The following is a 17188-nucleotide window of genomic DNA, read 5'->3' as shown; positions in this document are numbered from 1 at the left end:
GGACTGCGACGTGGAGGGGGGTAATGGTCACAACGAAACCTTTGATTTGTATAAAGCGGGTTGGTCTGTGCGGACCCAATCGGCGCAACCACCATCCCATGGAAAGCGGTGATGCTCGTCGGGCCACACGATCATCGCAACATGCCTCAGAGCTTGGCCCATCTGAGTCCGATGATACCAGAGCGCCGAGGCGAAATACTCCTCGGTCAGCCAGCTTTCGTGGACCATGCGGACGGTGCAATCATATTCACCGAAGAATTCGGGAATGATCTGCCCCTCTTCCAATTTCATGCCCGCCGCGCACATCTGCAGCAGCGCATTGATCGCCGGTCCGCACGTTTCCTGCGGGAGTCCAAAAAGAATGACTTCCGGGACACCGAGCGTCTTAGTGAAGCCGATCGAATAGGCGAAGGGCGGCTCAGGCACTTCGGCATCGAACACCCAGTTGATGTGACAACCATGGCGATCAACGTTCTCAACAATCTGCTGCTCGAACGCGTTCATGGTCCCGTGAAATTGCGCCTTCATTGGGGCACCCCTCTCCGGGCCGCCACGCCGACACGCTGAATCTCCCACTCAAGGTCAACCCCGCTCGCCGCCTTCACCCGCGCGCGGACGTCATCCCCCAGCCCTTCGATATCCGCGCTGGTCGCATCACCGGTGTTGATCAGGAAATTGGTATGCTTCTCACTCACCTGCGCCCCACCGCGCGTGAGGCCACGACAGCCCGCCGCATCGACCAACCGCCACGCCTTGTCGCCCTCGGGATTCTTGAAGGTCGACCCACCTGTCTTGCTCCGCAGCGGCTGCGACGCCTCACGCGCGGCGGCGATGCGGTCCATCTCGGCCTGGATCGCCGCCGGCTCGCCCGGCTCACCACGAAAGGTCGCGCTCACCACGATCGCCCCCTCGGGCAGTTCGGAGTGACGATAGGTGTAACCCAACGCCGCGACCGGCAGCGTCACTCGCTCGCCCGACCGCAGCACGACTTCGCAATCGACCAGCACGTCCTTGGTCTCGCGCCCGTAAGCGCCGCCATTCATCCGCACGAAGCCGCCGACGGTGCCGGGGATAGACCGCAGAAACTCGACGCCCGCAATCCCCGCATCGCGCGCGGTTGAGGACACCAGAATCCCGCTCGCCCCGCCACCACAGGTCAGCGTCTGACCCTCGGCCTGAACCTTGGCAAACGCCTTGCCCAGCCGCACCACCACGCCCGGCACCCCGCCATCGCGCACGATCAGGTTCGACCCCAGCCCCAGCGCCATCACAGGCACCGCCGGATCGAGATCGCGCAGGAAGTCGCACAAATCCGCGACACCCGCCGGCTCGAACAGCCACTCCGCCGTCCCGCCGCTCTTGAACCAGACCAGAGGGGCCAGCGGCGCTTCGGGGGTCAGCTTCCCCCGCACTTTGGGGAGAAGCGCTGCGCTCACTTCACCCCCCACAGCCCGGCCCATTGCTTCCAGAACTTCATATTCGCCTCGGCCGCCTTCGCCCCGGTCTCCTGCAACGCGGCCACCTTCTTGCCCGCGTCGAGCATCGTCTGCGCCGCGTCCATCTGCGCCTTCTGCGCGCGCAGGATTTCGCGCTGCATATCGGTCGCGAGGGTGAACCAGTCGCTCATGCCGCCACGCTCCGCTTGGCGTCGACCGCTTCGGCGAGGCCCGCGGCCCATTTGGTGATGTCGCCAGCGCCCAGGCACACGATCAGATCGCCCGGCTGCGCGACCTCGGCGATCCGCGCCGCGAGCGCATCGGCATCGGCCACGCTTTCCGCCAGCCGGTGCCCGCGCGCCAGCGTCCGCTCGACCAGCGCCGCGCCGCTCACCCCCTCGACCGGCGCCTCGCCCGCGGCATAGACCGGGGTCACCAGCACCATGTCGGCGTCGTTGAACGCCTGCGCAAAGTCATCCATCAGGTTGCCGAGCCGCGAGTAACGATGCGGCTGCACCACCGCGATCACCCGCCCCTGCGCGCTCTCCCGCGCCGCCGACAGCACCGCGCGGATTTCGACCGGGTGGTGGCCATAATCGTCGATCACGATCGCCGGCAGCTTGCCCTCGAACCCGATCTCGCCGACCTTGGTGAAGCGCCGCTTCACCCCGCCGAACTTGGCAAAGCCGTTCTGGATCGTCGCGTCGTCGATGCCCATTTCCAGCGCCACGCCTATCGCGGCGAGCGCGTTCTGGACGTTGTGGCGGCCCGGCATCGGCAGGTCGATCCCCTCGATCGACCGCGTCGTGCCGTCGCGGCTGCGAATGATCGCCTCGAACTTGTTGCCCCCGGCATGCGGCGTCACATTGACCCCGCGCACATCCGCCGACGCCGCAAAGCCATAGGTCACGATCCGCCGGTCGCGCACACGCGGAATGATCGCCTGCACCTCGGGATGGTCGAGGCACAGCAACGCCGCGCCGTAGAAGGGCACATTCTCGACGAACTCGACATAGGCATCCTTGGCCCGCTCGAAGCTGCCATAGTGGTCGAGATGCTCGGGATCGATATTGGTCACGACCGCGATCGTGCCGTCGAGCCGCAGGAAGCTGCCGTCGCTCTCGTCGGCCTCGACCACCATCCACTCGCTGTCGCCCAGCCGCGCGTTGGAGCCGTACTGGTTGATGATGCCCCCATTGATCACGGTCGGGTCGATCCCGCCCGCATCCAGCAGCGCCGCGATCATGCTCGTCGTCGTCGTCTTGCCATGCGTCCCCGCCACCGCGACGGTGGACTTCAATCGCATCAGCTCGGCCAGCATCTCCGCGCGCCGCACCACCGGGATGCGCGCGGCATAGGCGGCCTGCACTTCCGGATTGTCGCGCTTGATCGCGGTCGAGGTCACCACCACCGCCGCATCGCCCAGATTGTCGGCGCTCTGCCCGATGGTGATCGCAATGCCACGCTTGCGCAGCCCCTCGACGACATAGCCCTCGGCACTGTCGCTGCCCTGCACCTTATAGCCCAGATTGTGCATCACCTCGGCAATGCCCGACATGCCGATCCCGCCGATGCCGACGAAATGGATCGTGCCGATATCCTTGGCGACACCCTTCACGCAAACGCCTCCCCGCCCTGCGCGATCTTCACCGGCTCGGCATGTCCCATTCCTGCCGACGCCCAGTCGGCGTCGATCGATTCCACAAGGTCCGCCAGGTCGCGGACTGCATCGGGGCGACCGACGCTGCGTGCGCACGCCGCGGCGTGCGCCAGCCCCTCGGGGTCCAGCCCCAGTTTCTGGATCTGCTTCGCCAGCTCCTGCGCGGTGAACGCCCGCTGCGGAATTGTCCGCGCGCCACCTGCGGCGCTGATCTCGCGCGCGTTCGCGGTCTGGTGATCGTCGGTCGCGGTCGGCAGCGGCACGAGGATCGCCGGACGCCCCGCTGCGGTCAGCTCCGATATCGTCGACGCCCCCCGCACGCGCGATCACGATATGCGCCCAGGCGAGCCGCTCGGGCAGGTCGGGCAGATAGGTCGCGATCTCTGCCGGAATGCCATGCTCGGCATATTTGCGGCGCACCTCGTCGATATCCTCGACCCGCGCCTGATGCGTCACCTGCATCCGGCGGCGGAAGTGGACCGGCAGCAGCGCAAGGCCGTCGGGCACCACCTGGCTCAGCACCGACGCGCCCTGGCTTCCCCCGGTGACCAGCACGCGGAAAATGCCATCCTCCTCCAGCGGCGGATAGGGCCGCAACCGCAGCTCCAGAACCGTCTCGCGCACCGGATTGCCGGTCAGATGGACCTTTTTGGCATAGGCCGGCTTCAGCCGCGCGACCTCGGCATAGCTGGTGGCGATCGCCCCCACCTTGCCCGCGACCAGCCGATTGACCCGGCCCAGCACGGCATTCTGCTCGTGAATGACGGTCGGCACCTTCATCGCGAACGCCGCCGACAGCGCGGGCATCGACGCATAGCCACCGAACGCGACCACCGCCGCCGGACGGAACTGGCGATACAGCTTGCGCGCCTGCGCCCGGCCCTTCGCCATGGTGCGCAATGCGCGCAACCACCCCAGCGGCCCGCCGGCAAAGCGCGACGCCGGGACGATCTGCGTCTCGATCCCCTCGAACAGGTCCGGGAATCGCACGCCCCGCTCGTCGGAAAGCAGCGCGACCTTGTGACCACGCCGCATCAATTCCGCCGCAAGTGCAGCGGCGGGAACCATATGTCCACCGGTGCCCCCGGCGGCGAGGACGTAATGCCGTCCCGATGTCATTTGCTGTTACCCCGCACCGTGTAGTTTGAGCGCTTGAGATAGGGGTTTCGTCGCGTGAAAGCGAGCAACAGTCCCATCCCGATCGACAGCGCCACCATCGACGATCCGCCATAGGAAATGAAGGGCAAGGTCATTCCCTTGGAGGGCGCAAGGCCGGTGTTCACGGCCATGTTGATCACCGCCTGAATCCCGAATTGGGCCGCGAGCCCGGCGGAGGCGAGCAGGCGGAACCCATCCTCCTCGTCCAGCAGCTTGATCAGCACCCGAACGACGATGGCGAGGTAGATCAGCGCGATGATGATGCACGCGATCAATCCGAACTCCTCGCCCACGACGGAGAAGATGTAATCGGTATGCGCCTCGGGCAGCTTGAATTTGACCGTCCCGCCGCCCGGCCCGGTGCCGGTCGCCCCGCCCCCGGTCAGCACCGCGTGCGCCATGTCGGTCTGGTAATGCTCCGCCGCCGCCTTTTCGGGATCGGGGAACAGGAAGCTGTCGATGCGCGTGCGTGCGGTGTCGTAGAACAGATAGGCCGCGACCACCCCCGCCACGACGCCCCCGCCCAGCACGCCGATCGCGCGGGTCGAAATGCCCGACAGCATCAGCAGAATCACCCACACCGCGCCGAAAATCACCGTCTGGCCGAAATCGGGCTGCTTCATCAGCAACGCCGCGATCACTGCGGTTAGCACCCCCGTCACCGGGATCACCGGCAGGCTCGGGTCTTTGGCGCGCATCGACAACAGCCAGGCAGTGGTGACGATGTAGAGCGGCTTCAGGAATTCCGACGGCTGAAACGAAGCAAAGCCGAACCCGATCCAGCGCCGCGCGCCGTTGATCTCCGAACCGAAAAATGCGGCAATGCCGACCAGCACCACGCATATCGCGGTGCCCAGAATAGCCCCGCGCCGCGCAAATCCGACCGGCAACATCGACACGATCAACAGCACAGGGATCGACAGACAGATCCACACCGTCTGCCGCCAGAAATAGTGCATCGCCGCGAACTGCTTGCTCGCGTCCGAATAGCGCTCCGCCGACGCCGGCGACGCCGCCGCCACCGCGACCAGCCCGATGCCGATCAGCAGGAAGGCGAGCAGCAACAGGATGCGGTCGATTTCCCAGAACCACAGGCCCAGCGGGGTCTTGCTCCCCGGCTCAACTGATCCTCGAACCGTTCGCGCAGCGGCTTGCGCTTGGTCGTCGCGCGGATGACGTCGCTCATGCCAATGCCCTCACCGCGGCGCGGAACTGGTCGCCGCGATCCTCATAGTCGCGAAACTGGTCGAACGACGCACAGGCAGGCGACAGCAACACCACCTCACCCTCCACCGCATTCGCCGCCGCAGCGCGTACCGCCTCCGCCAGCGTGCCCGATCGCTCGACCGGCATGACGTCCTTCAGGATTTGCGCAAACATCTCCGTCGCTTCGCCGATAGCATAGGCGCGGACAATATGGGGGAAACCCGGTCGGCAAGCATCGAGATCGGCGCTCTTGGCCCTGCCGCCCACTATCCAGTGGATGCGCGGATAGGCCGCGAGCGCGGGCGCGGCCGATTCCGCGTTGGTCGCCTTGCTGTCGTTGACGAACAGCACGCCGTTGCGCACCCCCACCCGCTGCATCCGGTGCGGCAGGCCGGTAAAGGTCTCCAGCGCCATATCGATCTGCGCCTGCGCGACGCCCAGCGCCTGGCATACCGCGATCGCGCACAGCGCGTTCTGGGCGTTGTGCGGTCCCTGGAGCGACGGCCAGCGCGACTGATCCATACACACGCCCGGCGCGATCCTGGTCAGGTCCTCGGCCCGGCCCGAGCGCGCGACCTGCTTGGCCACCGCCTGCGACGCCTCATCGCCAATCCCGATGATCGCGGCATGGCCCTTGGACTGCATCTCGAACAACCGCGCCTTCGACGCGGCATAGGCATCGAACCCGTCATAACGATCGAGATGATCCGGCGTGATGTTGAGCAACACCGCCACGTCGCAATCAAGGCTCTGGGTCAGGTCGATCTGATAGCTCGACAGCTCGAGCACATAGACGCCCCCCTCCGGCAACGGCTCCTGCCCGAGAATGGGCAGCCCGATATTCCCGCCCAGCCGCGCCGGAACGCCCGCGCTCTCGATAATATGGTGGATCAGCGCGGTGGTGGTCGACTTGCCATTGGTCCCGGTAATCCCGACCACCTTGTGCGCCGGGAGCTCGCCCCGCGCCTGTGCGAACAGTTCGATATCGCCGATGATCGGAACGCCGGACTCGCGCGCCTTGGCGGCCACGGGATGTCGATTCAACGGCACGCCGGGCGAAACTACGACAGCTTCGAAGCCCTTCAGATCGACAGGGAAACTGACCCAATCCTTCGTCGTGAAACCCGGCTCGGTGCCCAGCTCCTCCCGGTCGACCTTGAGCTGCTCCCAAACGCTCTGTTGCGCAGCTTCATTGTCATCCCAACCGAGTACGCTCGCCCCGCCCGCGACCAGCGCGCGCACGCTCGCCGCCCCCGACCGCGCCAGCCCGAGTACCGCAAAGCGTTTCCCGCGCCAGGCCGCGGAAACGATCACCGCAGCTTCAGCGTCGCCAGCCCCGCGAGCGCCAGCACGAAGGCGATGATCCAGAAACGGATCACGACCGTCGGCTCGCTCCAGCCGAGCTGCTCGAAATGATGGTGGATCGGCGCCATCTTGAACACGCGGCGCCCGGTGCGCTTGTACCAGAAGACCTGGATGATGACGCTCAGCGCCTCGACCACGAACAGCCCGCCGATGATCCCCAGCACCAGCTCGTGATGCGTGGTCACCGCAATCGCGCCCAGCGCACCACCCAGCGCCAGCGACCCAGTGTCACCCATGAACACCGCTGCCGGCGGCGCGTTGAACCACAGGAAGGCAAGCCCCGCCCCGATGATCGCGCCGCAGAAGATGGCAAGGTCGCCGGCCCCCGGCACATGCGGAATGCCCAGATAGGTCGCATAGATCTTGTTGCCGACAAGATATGCGATCAGCAGGAACGCGCTGCTCGCAATGATCACCGGCATCGTCGCCAGCCCGTCCAGCCCATCGGTCAGATTGACGGCATTGCCGAACGCCACGATCGTGAACGCGGCGAATACGATGTAGAAATAGCCCAGATCGACGCTGAACTGGCTGAAGAACGGCACGTACAGCATCGTCCCGTTCTGCAGCGTGATGACCCAGGCCGCGACGCCCGCAATCGCGAATTCGCCCAGCAACCGGACGCGTCCCGACACGCCCGCGGTGCTTGCTTTGCGCACCTTGTCATAGTCGTCGAGGAACCCGATCATCCCGAACCCGAGCGTCACGAAGATGCACGCCCAGATGTACGGATTGCTGAGGTCCATCCACAGGAACAGCGACAGCGTCAGGCTGGTCAGGATCATCAGCCCGCCCATCGTCGGCGTGCCGCGCTTGGCCAGGTGGCTCTGCGGCCCGTCGGCGCGGATCGGCTGTCCCTTGCCCTGACGGACACGCAGCCAACCGATGAAGCGCGGCCCGATGATCAGGCCGATCAGCAGCGCGGTGGCGACCGACGCGCCGGTGCGGAACGACAGGTACCGGAACAGGTTCAGCAGTCCCGGAAAACCCAGCCATTCGGCGATCTCGTACAGCATCGGCCCCCTGCCTAAATCCTTTGGGCCAGCGCCGCGACGACCCGCGACAGCCCGACCCCGTTCGACCCCTTGATGAGCACCGCGTCCCCGGCCCGCAGCATCGCTTCTAGCGACGCGCGCGCGGTGGCGGCGTCGGGCACATGGACCAATTCGACCCGACCCTCAAGCGCCCGTGCGAGCGGCGTCATCCCTTCACCGACAAGAAGCACCGCTTCGACGCCAGCCTCGGTCACCGGCACTGCAAGATCGGCATGGAAATCGTCCGACTGGTCGCCCAGTTCGCGCATCTCGCCCAGCACCGCCACGCGCCGCGCCGCCGGGGTTGCCGCCAGCACCGCCAGCGTCGCGCGCATCGACGCCGGGTTTGCATTGTAGCTCTCGTCGATCACCAGCGCCTCGCCGCCTGCGACCTTGGCCGCGAACCGCGCGCCGCGTCCGGCCAGCCCACCCATCTCGCCCAGCGCAAGGCCCGCCTGCTCCAGGTCGCCACCCGCCGCATCGACCGCCGCCAGCACCGCCATCGCATTGGCGACCCAATGGTCGCCCGGCTGCGACAGGGTAAAGCTCAGCGTTTTCTCAGTCCCGATCTTCGCGGTCACGAAGGTGCCGCCCGGCTGCCCGTGCATCACCTCGACCGCGCGCACGTCCGCGCCATTGCCCAGGCCAAAGGTCACGATCCGCGCGGCATGGCCCGTCGCCGCGGCGATCAGCCGGTCGCGATGCGGGCTGTCGAACGGCACGATCGCCGTCCCGCCCGGCACCAGCCCCTGGAAAATCTCGCCCTTGGCGTCGGCAATCGCTTCTTCGCTGTCGAAGAATTCGGTGTGCGCGGGCGCGATTGTGGTGACGATCGCGATGTGCGGCCGCACCATATGGGTCAGCGCCAGCAGCTCGCCAGCATGGTTCATCCCCATCTCGAACACGCCGAACCGCGTATCGCGCGGCATCCGCGAAAGGCTCAGCGGCACGCCGGTATGGTTGTTGTAGCTCTTGACCGAACGATGCGCCTGCCCCGGATCGGGCCGGTCGAGGCACGCGAACAGAGCCTCCTTGGTCCCGGTCTTGCCGACCGAACCGGTGACGCCGATCACAACGCCAGTCATTCGCTTGCGGCTGGCGCGGGCGAGGTTTTCGAGCGCGACGGTCGTGTCGCCGGTCAGGACATGCGGGTGCGGCGTGTCGTGCGACACGACGGCCCCCCGCCGCCCCGCTGGCGAAGGCCTGCTCCAGAAACTTGTGCCCGTCGGTGGTTTCCCCCGTCAGCGCAAAGAACAGTGCGCCCGGCCCTACCTCCCGGCTGTCGAACGCGACCGCCTCGACCTCGAACTCGGCAGACGCCGCCCCGCCCGTCGCCGCCGCGATCTCGACCGAGGTCCAGAGTGGCGCACTCACGCTGCCGCCTCGCGCGCGACGCTGACATCGTCGAACGGCAGCACCATGTCGCCCACGATCTGGCCCTGTTCATGTCCCTTGCCGGCGATCAGCACGATATCCTCCGGCCCCGCCGCCGCGATCGCAGCCTCGATGGCTGCACGCCGGTCGCCGATCTCGGTCGCCTGCGGACAGCCCTTTCGCACCGCATGCCGGATCGACGCGGCATCCTCGCCGCGCGGGTTGTCGTCGGTGACGATCACCAGATCCGCGCCCGCAGCCGCCGCCTGTCCCATCGGTTCGCGTTTGCCCGGATCGCGGTCGCCGCCTGCGCCGAAGACGAGGATCAATCGTCCCGCCGCATGCGGCTTCAACGCGGAAATCGCCGCTTCGATCGCGTCGGGGGTGTGCGCATAATCGACATAGACCGGAGCCCCGGTCCGGCTGATCGCCGCCCGCTCCAGTCGCCCCCGCACCGGCTGCAACCGCGCCAGGTTCGCAAAGGTCTGCGCCGGATCGCCCCCGGTGGCGATCACCAGCCCCGCCGCAATCAGCGCATTGGCAGCCTGATATCCGCCGATCAGGGGCAGCCCGACGCGATGCTCGACGCCCCCGAACGCGATCACCAGCTTCTGGTCGAGCAACGTCGGCGCCCGCGACACCAGCCGGATCGTGTCGCCATGTTCGCCGACCGTGATGATGCGGTTGCCGCGCATCCGGGCGATGTCGATCACCCGTTCGCTATGCGGATCGTCGGCCCACACGACTGCCGTCCCATTGGGATCGAGCACATCGGCGAACAGCCGCAGCTTGGCGGTAAAATAGTCCGCCATGTCCTTGTGATAGTCGAGGTGATCGCGGCTCAGATTGGTGAACGCCGCCGCGCGCACCGGCAGTCCTTCGGTGCGATATTGCGACAGGCCGTGGCTCGACGCCTCGAACGCCAGATGCGTCACGCCTTCGCGGGCAAGTCCCGCGACATTCGACAGGAAGGTGACGACATCCGGCGTGGTCAATCCGGTCGACACCATCTCCCCCCGCCGTGGTGACCCCCAAAGTCCCGATCGACGCGGCATGATGCCCCGCCATCCGCCACAATTGCCGCACCATCTCGACGGTCGACGTCTTGCCGTTGGTCCCGGTGACGGCGACGGATGTTTCCGGGAACGGGGCGTAAAAGCGCGCCGCGATCCGCGCGAATTCGGTGCGCGGATGGTCGCTCGCGATATGCGCCGCGCCTTCCACCTTCACCTCGGGCCGGGCGACGATGGCGACCGCGCCCCGCGCCACCGCCTCCGCTATGAAATCCTCGCCGTTGAAGCGGGTGCCGCGGAACGCGCCGAACACCGTGCCAGGGGCGATCTTGCGATGGTCGATGGCAAAGCCGGTGACGATGTCCTGCTCGTCGCCGCCGGTCAGGTCTGCGAGCTTCACTCGTCCGCCCCCGCGCCGAGCGCGGCGGGCGCGGTCTTGTTCTTCGCCTCCGCCTTCCACAGCAGCGGGGTGAGATCGGCGACATCGACGTCGCGGCGCTCGTCGGGCACCACGCCCAGCATCGCGCCGGTGCGCATCACGACGCGGTTGACGACGGGGGCCGCAGTCCACCCTGCAGTGGACTGGCCTGCGGACTCGGCATTACCGATCGGCGAATCAAGCATCACCAGCACCACATAGCGCGGTGCGTCCATCGGGAAAGCCGCCGCGAACGTCGAGACGTTCTTGTTGCGCTGATATCCGCCGCGTCCCGGCACTTCGGCGGTGCCGGTCTTGCCCCCGACGCGATAGCCGGGCGCATCCGCCTTGCTGCCCGTGCCATGGGTGACGATCAGCCGCATCAGCTGGCGCATCCGCGCGCTGGTCGCCTCCGAAATCACCCGGCGACCCACCGGTGCCTTGCCCGGCTCGACCTTCTTGAGCGTCGCGGGACGCCATACCCCACCATTCACCATCGCGGCATAGGCGCTGGCCAGATGCAGCGGCGTAACCGCGATGCCATGACCATAGGCAGTGGTCATCACCGTCGTGCGCGCCCAGTATTTCGGCCAGATCGGCCCGGCCACCCCACCCAGCTCGATCGGCGCCTTGGTGTCGAAGCCAAGGCGGCTGAACATCTCTGCCATCCGGTCCTTGCCCAGTTCGTCGGCGATCCGCGCCGTCACGATGTTCGACGAATGGATCAGCGTCTCGGGGATGTTGAGCCAGCGCTTCTGCGCGTGATCGTCGCGGATCCGGAACCCGCCGACCTGCAGCGGTTCGGTGGCATCATAGCGCTTCGACATCGACGGCGCGACGCCGGTCTCGATCGCGAACGCCATCGCCAGCGGCTTGAAGGTCGACCCCAGCTCATAGACACTCTGCGTCACATTGTTCCGGAAATGCTCCGGGTTCGCACCCTTGACGTTGTTCGGGTTGAAGGTGGGAAGCGACGTCATCGCCACCACCTCGCCCGACGCGACATCAAGGATCACCCCAGCCGCGCCCTGCGCCTGGAAACTCGTCATCGCCGCGCCCAGCTCGCTCTCCAGCGCGGCCTGCGCGCGCAGATCGATCGACAGGGCCACCGGTCGCCCGCGTTGCGCCGGATCGGTCAGCTGGCGGTCCAGGATATGCTCCATTCCGCTCACGCCCTTGCCGTCGAAATCGACAAAGCCCAGCGCGTGCGCAGCCAGCGTCGCCTGCGGGTAAAGGCGCTGCGGCTCGCGCGCGAACTCGATCCCCGGCTCACCCAGCGCGTGAACGGCGGCGACCAGCTCCGGCACCGCGCGGCGCTGAAGATAGGTGAATTTCGCGCCGCTGTTGAGCAGCTTGGCATATTCGCCGGCGCTCTTCCCGGGCAGCGTTGCAGCCAGCATCTGCGCCAGCGCCGCCTTGTCGCCGATCACCCGATCCGGGCGCACGCCGATCGACCAGGCGTCGATCGTCCGCGCGAGCGGCGCGCCGTTGCGATCGACCAGGTCGCCGCGCAGCGGCACCAGCATCGCATTGACGCTCGGCGCGCGTTGCGGCTCGGCGAAAACCGCCAGCAGCGCCAGTCGCCCGACGATCACCGCAAACGCCGCGGCGAACAAGAGGGTCAGGATCATCAGCCGCACATGCGCGACCGCAATCGGCGACGCGCCTCTGCCGTCGCGCGTGCGGATCCGCTGTGCAGGGGCGACGAGGACCGTCACCGCAACTTGCGCGCCTCGGCACGGACGCCCTGCATCAGGTCGCCAAAGCTCGAATCCTTGAGCAATTTGCTGTCCAGCGACGCGACCGCCGCATCCTTTGCTACCACCGGGGCCGGGGCGGCTGCACGCTTGGGTTTGGCGACGGCGGCGACTGCGACGGGTGCCGGCGCAGCCCGCTCGGCCACTACCGCCTTGACCGGAGCCACCGCGTCGTTCGCCACCTTCGCACCCGCAACGACTTCGGGCAGACCCTGCGGCACGACCATCGCGGCATAGCGCTCGGCGGTGCCGTCACCTTCCATCGGGCGGAGGCCGGCCAGTTCGGTATCGCTCGCCAGGAACTGGCGGGGGTCGGTGCGGTGTAACGCATCACCTCCCCGTTCCAGCGCTCGAGCTGGGCCAGGTTCGCGCGCGTGTCGAACTCTGTCTCCAGACCGCGGATATCCTTGTGCGCCTTCAGGATCGCGCGCTCGACAGCCTCGACCTTCGACCGTTCGGCCGCGACCTGCGACGACACCAGATAACAGGCCGGTGCCACGACGACACCGGTCAGGAACCATCCGAAGCCGCTCAACGCCTTGATCGCCATAACCGCCTCCTCAACTCCATGCCGGTGCCGCGGTGCGTCGCGCGACGCGCAACGTCGCCGACCGGGCACGCGGGTTCACCGCTATCTCGTCCTCGCCGGCCCGAACCGCCTTTGCGGGCGGTTCGAAACTCGGCGCCTGTTCCGCCGCGACCATCGGGCGATGCCGCGATCCGGTCGGCTCGCTCCCGCTGCGTTCGCGCAGGAATTTCTTGACCATCCGGTCCTCCAGGCTGTGGAATGTCACCACCGCCAGCCGCCCGCCGGGCTTCAATGCCCGTTCGGCCGCAGCCAGCCCTTCCTCAAGCTCGTCGAGCTCGCGGTTGAGGTGAATCCGGATCGCCTGGAAGGTCCGGGTGGCCGGGTCCTTCTTCTCATGCGGACGGTACCCAAGGGCCCGCCGCACCACATTTGCCAGGTCCCCCGTGCGCGTAAGGGGCCGTGCCTTCACAATCGCTTGTGCCACACGTCGGGCCTGCTTTTCTTCCCCGTAATTCCGCAATATCGTGGTTAAATCAGACTCACTGATTTCGTTAACCAATTCGGCCGCGGTCATGCCCGACTGGCTCATCCGCATGTCGAGCGGACCGTCCGATTGAAAGCTGAATCCCCGATCCGCCTGGTCGAGCTGCATCGACGACACGCCGATATCCAGCGTCACGCCATCGACGGGCGACAGCCCGCGCGCGTCCAGCTCGCGGTCCATCGCAGAGAACGGCGACTGGATCAGGATCAGGCGATTTTCGCTCGCGTCCACAAGGGCTTGACCGCCTTCGATCGCGCTTGGGTCGCGGTCGAAGGCGGCCACCTCGGCGCCCCGCTCGAGGAACGCGCGCGTATAGCCGCCGGCGCCGAACGTCCCATCGACGTGGCGCTCGCCGGGCTGGATGGCGAGGGCGTCGAGCACCTCGGCCAGCATCACCGGAATATGTGGACGATCAGGGTTAACGGCGTCGTGGGTCAGGGGCGCGGTCACAGCGTCACCCCCTTTTCTTCCAGACAGTAGCGGCACGCCGCCTTGATCTGTTCGGAGATAGTCGGATGGTCGAGCAGGGTGCGCGGGTTCCACACCTCGATCGTCGCGCCGACCCCCATGAAAAAGGCGTAGCTGCCCTTCGGGATCCCCGCGAGGTGCCCCAGCATCCCCGGCAGCACGAAGCGGCCGGAGGGGTCGAATGCGATATTCTCGCTCGTCCCCACGCCGTCGCGCCAGATATTGGCATCGGCCTGACCGCGATCGCCCGCAAACTCGGTCGCGCGCGCGTCGAGCCGCTCCATCAGCGAGTCGAAATAGGGCTCGTCATAGGCGACCAGGCACTTGTCGGTTTCGGATGTCGACAGGATCGCGACGCGGGCGTCCTTGCTGTCGGTCGGGTGGCCGCTGTTCTTCTCCAGCGTCGCACGCAGCCCGGCGGGGATGGCGACACGACCCTTGTCGTCCACCAGCTGTAAGCCAACCCCTCTGTAGCCGCTGCGTGCCACTCTGCCCCTTGCTCCCCGGGCATGCCTTTTCCGCCTCCGGGTGCACGCCATCGCGCACCCCGGACCCATGATGGCCGACGATAAAGGTTACCCTGTTAGTCACCGGCCTATCGCAAGCGACTTGGGTTTTCAATGCCTGAACTCGGGATTTCGCGGTAATTTGCCCCACTTCGTGCCTCGGCTTACCGTCGTTTTCACTTCATTCGTTAAGTGAGCACCTTATGTTCCGCGCAGTTTTTGGGGGACATCGGGGTGTGCGCCGGGAATCGGGCATGAATGGCGGTCAGTGGCGGCGATTCCCGTCGTTTCCCGCGCGATGGCGGCGAGTCCCGGGCGGCGGGCGCTCATTCGCCCTCGGGGCGCGCGGGGTCGATATCGGGTGCGGGGCTTTCGGCGGTACGCGGAGCAATGCCCAGTTCGGCGATCGGCTCGTCCTTCGGCGCGGTGGCGCTGTTGGTCACCATGCCCTCGGTCATGTTCGCGACCACCTCGGGCTTGGGTGCCCCTTCGGCCAGGACGGGTGCCTCTTCCTTGGCGGAGGAGAAGATCGCGCTCGCCACCCCGATCAGCAGCAGCACGGTGGCGAGGCCGGTCAGTCCGACGCGGACCCGCTGCATGCTCGACTGGGGATCTGAAGGTAATGACTTCATAAGCTGTGGCATAAATGTAACGCCTTCACAGCCTATTGTCGAATGGGATGTGCAGTGGCTCGCGACCCTAGGCCCCGCCCAACCCCTTCTCACGCAGCCATTCCGGGTTGTACAGCGTTGAAAGGTAACGGAATCCCGTATCGCACAGGATCGTCGCGACCCGCGCGCCCGGCCCCAGCTCGCGCCCCAGCCGCACCGCGCCCGCGACGTTGATCCCCGACGACAGCCCGAGGCACAGCCCTTCCTCGGCCAGCAGTCGGCGGACCCACTCCATCCCCTCTTCGTCGGAGATGCGGAACTGCGTGTCGATCGGCGCGCCCTCCAGGTTTGCGGTGATCCGCCCCTGACCGATGCCCTCCGCGACCGACGACCCCTCGGCCTTCAGCTCACCGGTCGCATAATAGCTGTACAGCGCCGCGCCATGCGGGTCGGACAAGGCGATCCGCACCTTCTCGTCCTTTTCCTTGAGGCCCAGCCCGACGCCCGCGATCGTTCCACCGGTCCCCGCCGAGCAGGTAAACCCGTCGATCCGACCCTCCATCTGGGTCCAGATCTCTTCTGCAGTTCCCACGATATGCGCGCGGCGATTGGCGATATTGTCAAACTGGTTCGCCCATATCGCGTTCGGCGTCTCCTCGGCGATGCGGCGCGAGGTGTGCACGAAATGGCCGGGGTTGGAGTAAGGCGCGGCCGGCACCAGTACCAGCTCGGCACCCAGCGCGCGCAGCGTGTCCATCTTCTCGCGGCTCTGCGTCTCGGGCATGACGATGATCGTCTTGTAGCCTTTGGCATTGGCGACCAGCGCCAGCCCGATCCCGGTATTGCCCGCCGTCCCCTCGACAATCGTTCCGCCCGGCGCGATCAGCCCGCGCGCTTCGGCATCCTCGACGATGAACAGCGCCGCGCGATCCTTCACGCTCGCACCGGGATTGGCGAATTCGCACTTCCCGAAAATGTCGCATCCAGCCGCTTCACTCGGCCCCTTGAGCCGGACCAGCGGCGTGTTTCCGATCAGCGCGATCGTATCTTTGGCTACCATAGACCCTCGTTAGCCGCGCCTGCCCGCCCCGGGCAAGCAAGCGAAACTATGCCGCGACGCCGGCCTGCTTCAGATGCGGCCCCAGTCGCCCGGTCAGCCACAGAAAGAACATGCGGTAATCGCTGCCCAGCGACCAGAGCGGGTAGGTAAAGGTCGCCGGCCGGTTCTTCTCCACCCCGAAATGCGCGCCCCACGCAAAGCCGTACCCCGCCAACGGGATCGCCAGCAGCCACCACGCGCTCCACGCCACCCCCGCCGCCAGCGCCACGAAGGTCAGCGCCGTCCCGGCATAATGCAACGCCCGCGTCTGCGGCCTGGCATGCTCGCGCAGATAATAGGGCCAGAAGTCGGCATAGCGGGTAATCGCGCGGGCCATGCGGGAATGCTAGGACGACGGCGTGTCGCAATCAACTCCACCCCGCAAGGCAAGCTTCCCGCCCGTCGCCGACTCCCGCACCCGCGTCCTCATCTGCGGCAGCCTCCCCGGCGACCGCAGCCTTGCCGCCCAGCAATATTACGCCCACCCCCAGAACCAGTTCTGGCGCCTGATCGCCGCCGTCATCGACCGCACAGACCTCCCCGCCCTGTCCTACGAAGCCCGCCTCGCCGCGCTCCGCGACGCGCGCATCGGCTTGTGGGACGCGGTCGCCAGCGCCACCCGCCCGGGCAGCACCGACGCGGCAATCGCCGCGGCAGAGCCCAACGACCTCCCCACCCTCGCCGCCACCCTGCCCGATCTGCGCGCCATCGCCTTCAACGGCACCACCGCCCACCGCCTCGGCCTGCGCGCGCTCGGCACGGCGGCGGGGAAGTGGATGATCCTTGCCCTTCCCTCGTCCAGCCCGCTCCACACGGCCGGCCTGGCGGCGAAGCTGCCGGCATGGCTGGGATTGCGGGAGGTTTTGGGGAGTTGAACGGGCGGGTCTGCTGTGCCCCCTGATCCGGCCACTCGCGGGGTTCGCAATGACTCCCGAAACCTGCCGCGCGGCCTGTGCCGGACCGGCGCTGCGTCTGGCGAGATCAGCTTGCATTCCCTGGTTGCAGCCTGA

15 protein-coding genes and 3 pseudogenes are annotated in these 17188 nt (G+C 66.9%); 1 reads left to right on the top strand and 17 read right to left on the bottom strand.

What is annotated here, in order from left to right; all coding sequences use genetic code 11:
• Positions 1-27: 27 nt before the first annotated feature.
• From LRS12_RS14075 to LRS12_RS13995, 17 genes and pseudogenes are all read right to left on the bottom strand, one after another.
• Positions 28-528: a DUF4262 domain-containing protein gene (locus LRS12_RS14075; protein WP_257845080.1), complete on the bottom strand. Its 501-nt coding sequence runs from the start codon at positions 526-528 to the stop codon at positions 28-30.
• On the bottom strand, positions 525-1436 hold the full coding sequence (gene murB / locus LRS12_RS14070; protein WP_257845079.1) for a UDP-N-acetylmuramate dehydrogenase: 912 nt from the start codon (positions 1434-1436) through the stop codon (positions 525-527). The genes LRS12_RS14075 and murB overlap by 4 nt, the downstream gene beginning before the upstream one ends.
• On the bottom strand, positions 1433-1627 hold the full coding sequence (locus tag LRS12_RS14065; RefSeq protein WP_257845078.1) for a hypothetical protein: 195 nt from the start codon (positions 1625-1627) through the stop codon (positions 1433-1435). Before LRS12_RS14065 ends, murB begins: the two co-directional genes overlap by 4 nt.
• Entirely contained in the window at positions 1624-3054 is a 1431-nt protein-coding gene (murC, locus tag LRS12_RS14060) for a UDP-N-acetylmuramate--L-alanine ligase (RefSeq protein ID WP_257845077.1), read from the bottom strand. Before murC ends, LRS12_RS14065 begins: the two co-directional genes overlap by 4 nt.
• A pseudogene (gene murG, locus LRS12_RS14055) lies at positions 3051-4215 on the bottom strand (undecaprenyldiphospho-muramoylpentapeptide beta-N-acetylglucosaminyltransferase). Before murG ends, murC begins: the two are co-directional and overlap by 4 nt.
• Complete coding sequence (locus LRS12_RS14050) at positions 4212-5318, bottom strand: FtsW/RodA/SpoVE family cell cycle protein (RefSeq protein ID WP_374581043.1); 1107 nt, start codon at positions 5316-5318, stop codon at positions 4212-4214. The pseudogene murG and the gene LRS12_RS14050 overlap by 4 nt, the downstream one beginning before the upstream one ends.
• 118 nt (positions 5319-5436) lie before the next feature.
• Positions 5437-6774, bottom strand: a complete 1338-nt coding sequence (murD, locus tag LRS12_RS14045) for a UDP-N-acetylmuramoyl-L-alanine--D-glutamate ligase (RefSeq protein ID WP_257845076.1) — start codon at positions 6772-6774, stop codon at positions 5437-5439.
• Positions 6771-7841, bottom strand: a complete 1071-nt coding sequence (mraY, locus tag LRS12_RS14040) for a phospho-N-acetylmuramoyl-pentapeptide-transferase (RefSeq protein WP_257845075.1) — start codon at positions 7839-7841, stop codon at positions 6771-6773. Before mraY ends, murD begins: the two co-directional genes overlap by 4 nt.
• 11 nt (positions 7842-7852) lie before the next feature.
• Positions 7853-9233 (bottom strand): annotated as a pseudogene (gene murF / locus LRS12_RS14035) (UDP-N-acetylmuramoyl-tripeptide--D-alanyl-D-alanine ligase).
• Positions 9230-10646 (bottom strand): annotated as a pseudogene (locus LRS12_RS14030) (UDP-N-acetylmuramoyl-L-alanyl-D-glutamate--2,6-diaminopimelate ligase). Before LRS12_RS14030 ends, murF begins: the two co-directional pseudogenes overlap by 4 nt.
• On the bottom strand, positions 10643-12382 hold the full coding sequence (locus LRS12_RS14025; RefSeq protein WP_257845074.1) for a penicillin-binding protein 2: 1740 nt from the start codon (positions 12380-12382) through the stop codon (positions 10643-10645). The pseudogene LRS12_RS14030 and the gene LRS12_RS14025 overlap by 4 nt, the downstream one beginning before the upstream one ends.
• Positions 12379-12684 (bottom strand): hypothetical protein, encoded by a 306-nt coding sequence (locus tag LRS12_RS14020; RefSeq protein WP_257845073.1) that lies wholly within the window; start codon positions 12682-12684, stop codon positions 12379-12381. Before LRS12_RS14020 ends, LRS12_RS14025 begins: the two co-directional genes overlap by 4 nt.
• Before the next feature lie 297 nt (positions 12685-12981).
• Positions 12982-13944, bottom strand: coding sequence for a 16S rRNA (cytosine(1402)-N(4))-methyltransferase RsmH (gene rsmH / locus LRS12_RS14015; protein ID WP_257845072.1), 963 nt, complete (start codon positions 13942-13944; stop codon positions 12982-12984).
• Positions 13941-14411: a division/cell wall cluster transcriptional repressor MraZ gene (locus tag LRS12_RS14010; protein ID WP_257845071.1), complete on the bottom strand. Its 471-nt coding sequence runs from the start codon at positions 14409-14411 to the stop codon at positions 13941-13943. Before LRS12_RS14010 ends, rsmH begins: the two co-directional genes overlap by 4 nt.
• A 383-nt stretch (positions 14412-14794) precedes the next feature.
• The gene (locus tag LRS12_RS14005) at positions 14795-15112 is read right to left on the bottom strand and encodes a hypothetical protein (RefSeq protein ID WP_257845070.1); all 318 of its coding nucleotides are present in this window, start codon (positions 15110-15112) and stop codon (positions 14795-14797) included.
• 55 nt (positions 15113-15167) lie between these two features.
• Positions 15168-16139, bottom strand: coding sequence for a cysteine synthase A (locus tag LRS12_RS14000; protein WP_257845069.1), 972 nt, complete (start codon positions 16137-16139; stop codon positions 15168-15170).
• A 46-nt stretch (positions 16140-16185) separates the two neighbouring features.
• Complete coding sequence (locus tag LRS12_RS13995; RefSeq protein WP_257845068.1) at positions 16186-16515, bottom strand: DUF962 domain-containing protein; 330 nt, start codon at positions 16513-16515, stop codon at positions 16186-16188.
• Positions 16516-16537: 22 nt separating this feature from the next.
• Here LRS12_RS13995 and LRS12_RS13990 point away from each other — a divergent pair, with 22 nt between their 5' ends.
• On the top strand, positions 16538-17053 hold the full coding sequence (locus LRS12_RS13990) for a DNA-deoxyinosine glycosylase (RefSeq protein ID WP_257845067.1): 516 nt from the start codon (positions 16538-16540) through the stop codon (positions 17051-17053).
• Positions 17054-17188: the final 135 nt, after the last annotated feature.

It is taken from the genome of Sphingomonas sp. J344 (assembly GCF_024700005.1).
In the GTDB taxonomy this organism is placed as follows: Bacteria; Pseudomonadota; Alphaproteobacteria; order Sphingomonadales; family Sphingomonadaceae; genus Sphingomonas.
Note: the sequence above shows the minus strand (reverse complement) of the source record. Positions and strands in the feature narration are given on the sequence as shown.

Coding starts and splice junctions, on each gene's coding strand:
- LRS12_RS14000 (WP_257845069.1), bottom strand. CDS start 16,139: ATGGTAGCCAAAGATACGATCGCGCTGATCGGAAACACGCCGCTGGTC.
- mraY (WP_257845075.1), bottom strand. CDS start 7,841: ATGCTGTACGAGATCGCCGAATGGCTGGGTTTTCCGGGACTGCTGAAC.
- LRS12_RS13995 (WP_257845068.1), bottom strand. CDS start 16,515: ATGGCCCGCGCGATTACCCGCTATGCCGACTTCTGGCCCTATTATCTG.
- LRS12_RS14005 (WP_257845070.1), bottom strand. CDS start 15,112: ATGCCACAGCTTATGAAGTCATTACCTTCAGATCCCCAGTCGAGCATG.
- LRS12_RS14065 (WP_257845078.1), bottom strand. CDS start 1,627: ATGAGCGACTGGTTCACCCTCGCGACCGATATGCAGCGCGAAATCCTG.
- LRS12_RS14075 (WP_257845080.1), bottom strand. CDS start 528: ATGAAGGCGCAATTTCACGGGACCATGAACGCGTTCGAGCAGCAGATT.
- LRS12_RS14020 (WP_257845073.1), bottom strand. CDS start 12,684: ATGGAAGGTGACGGCACCGCCGAGCGCTATGCCGCGATGGTCGTGCCG.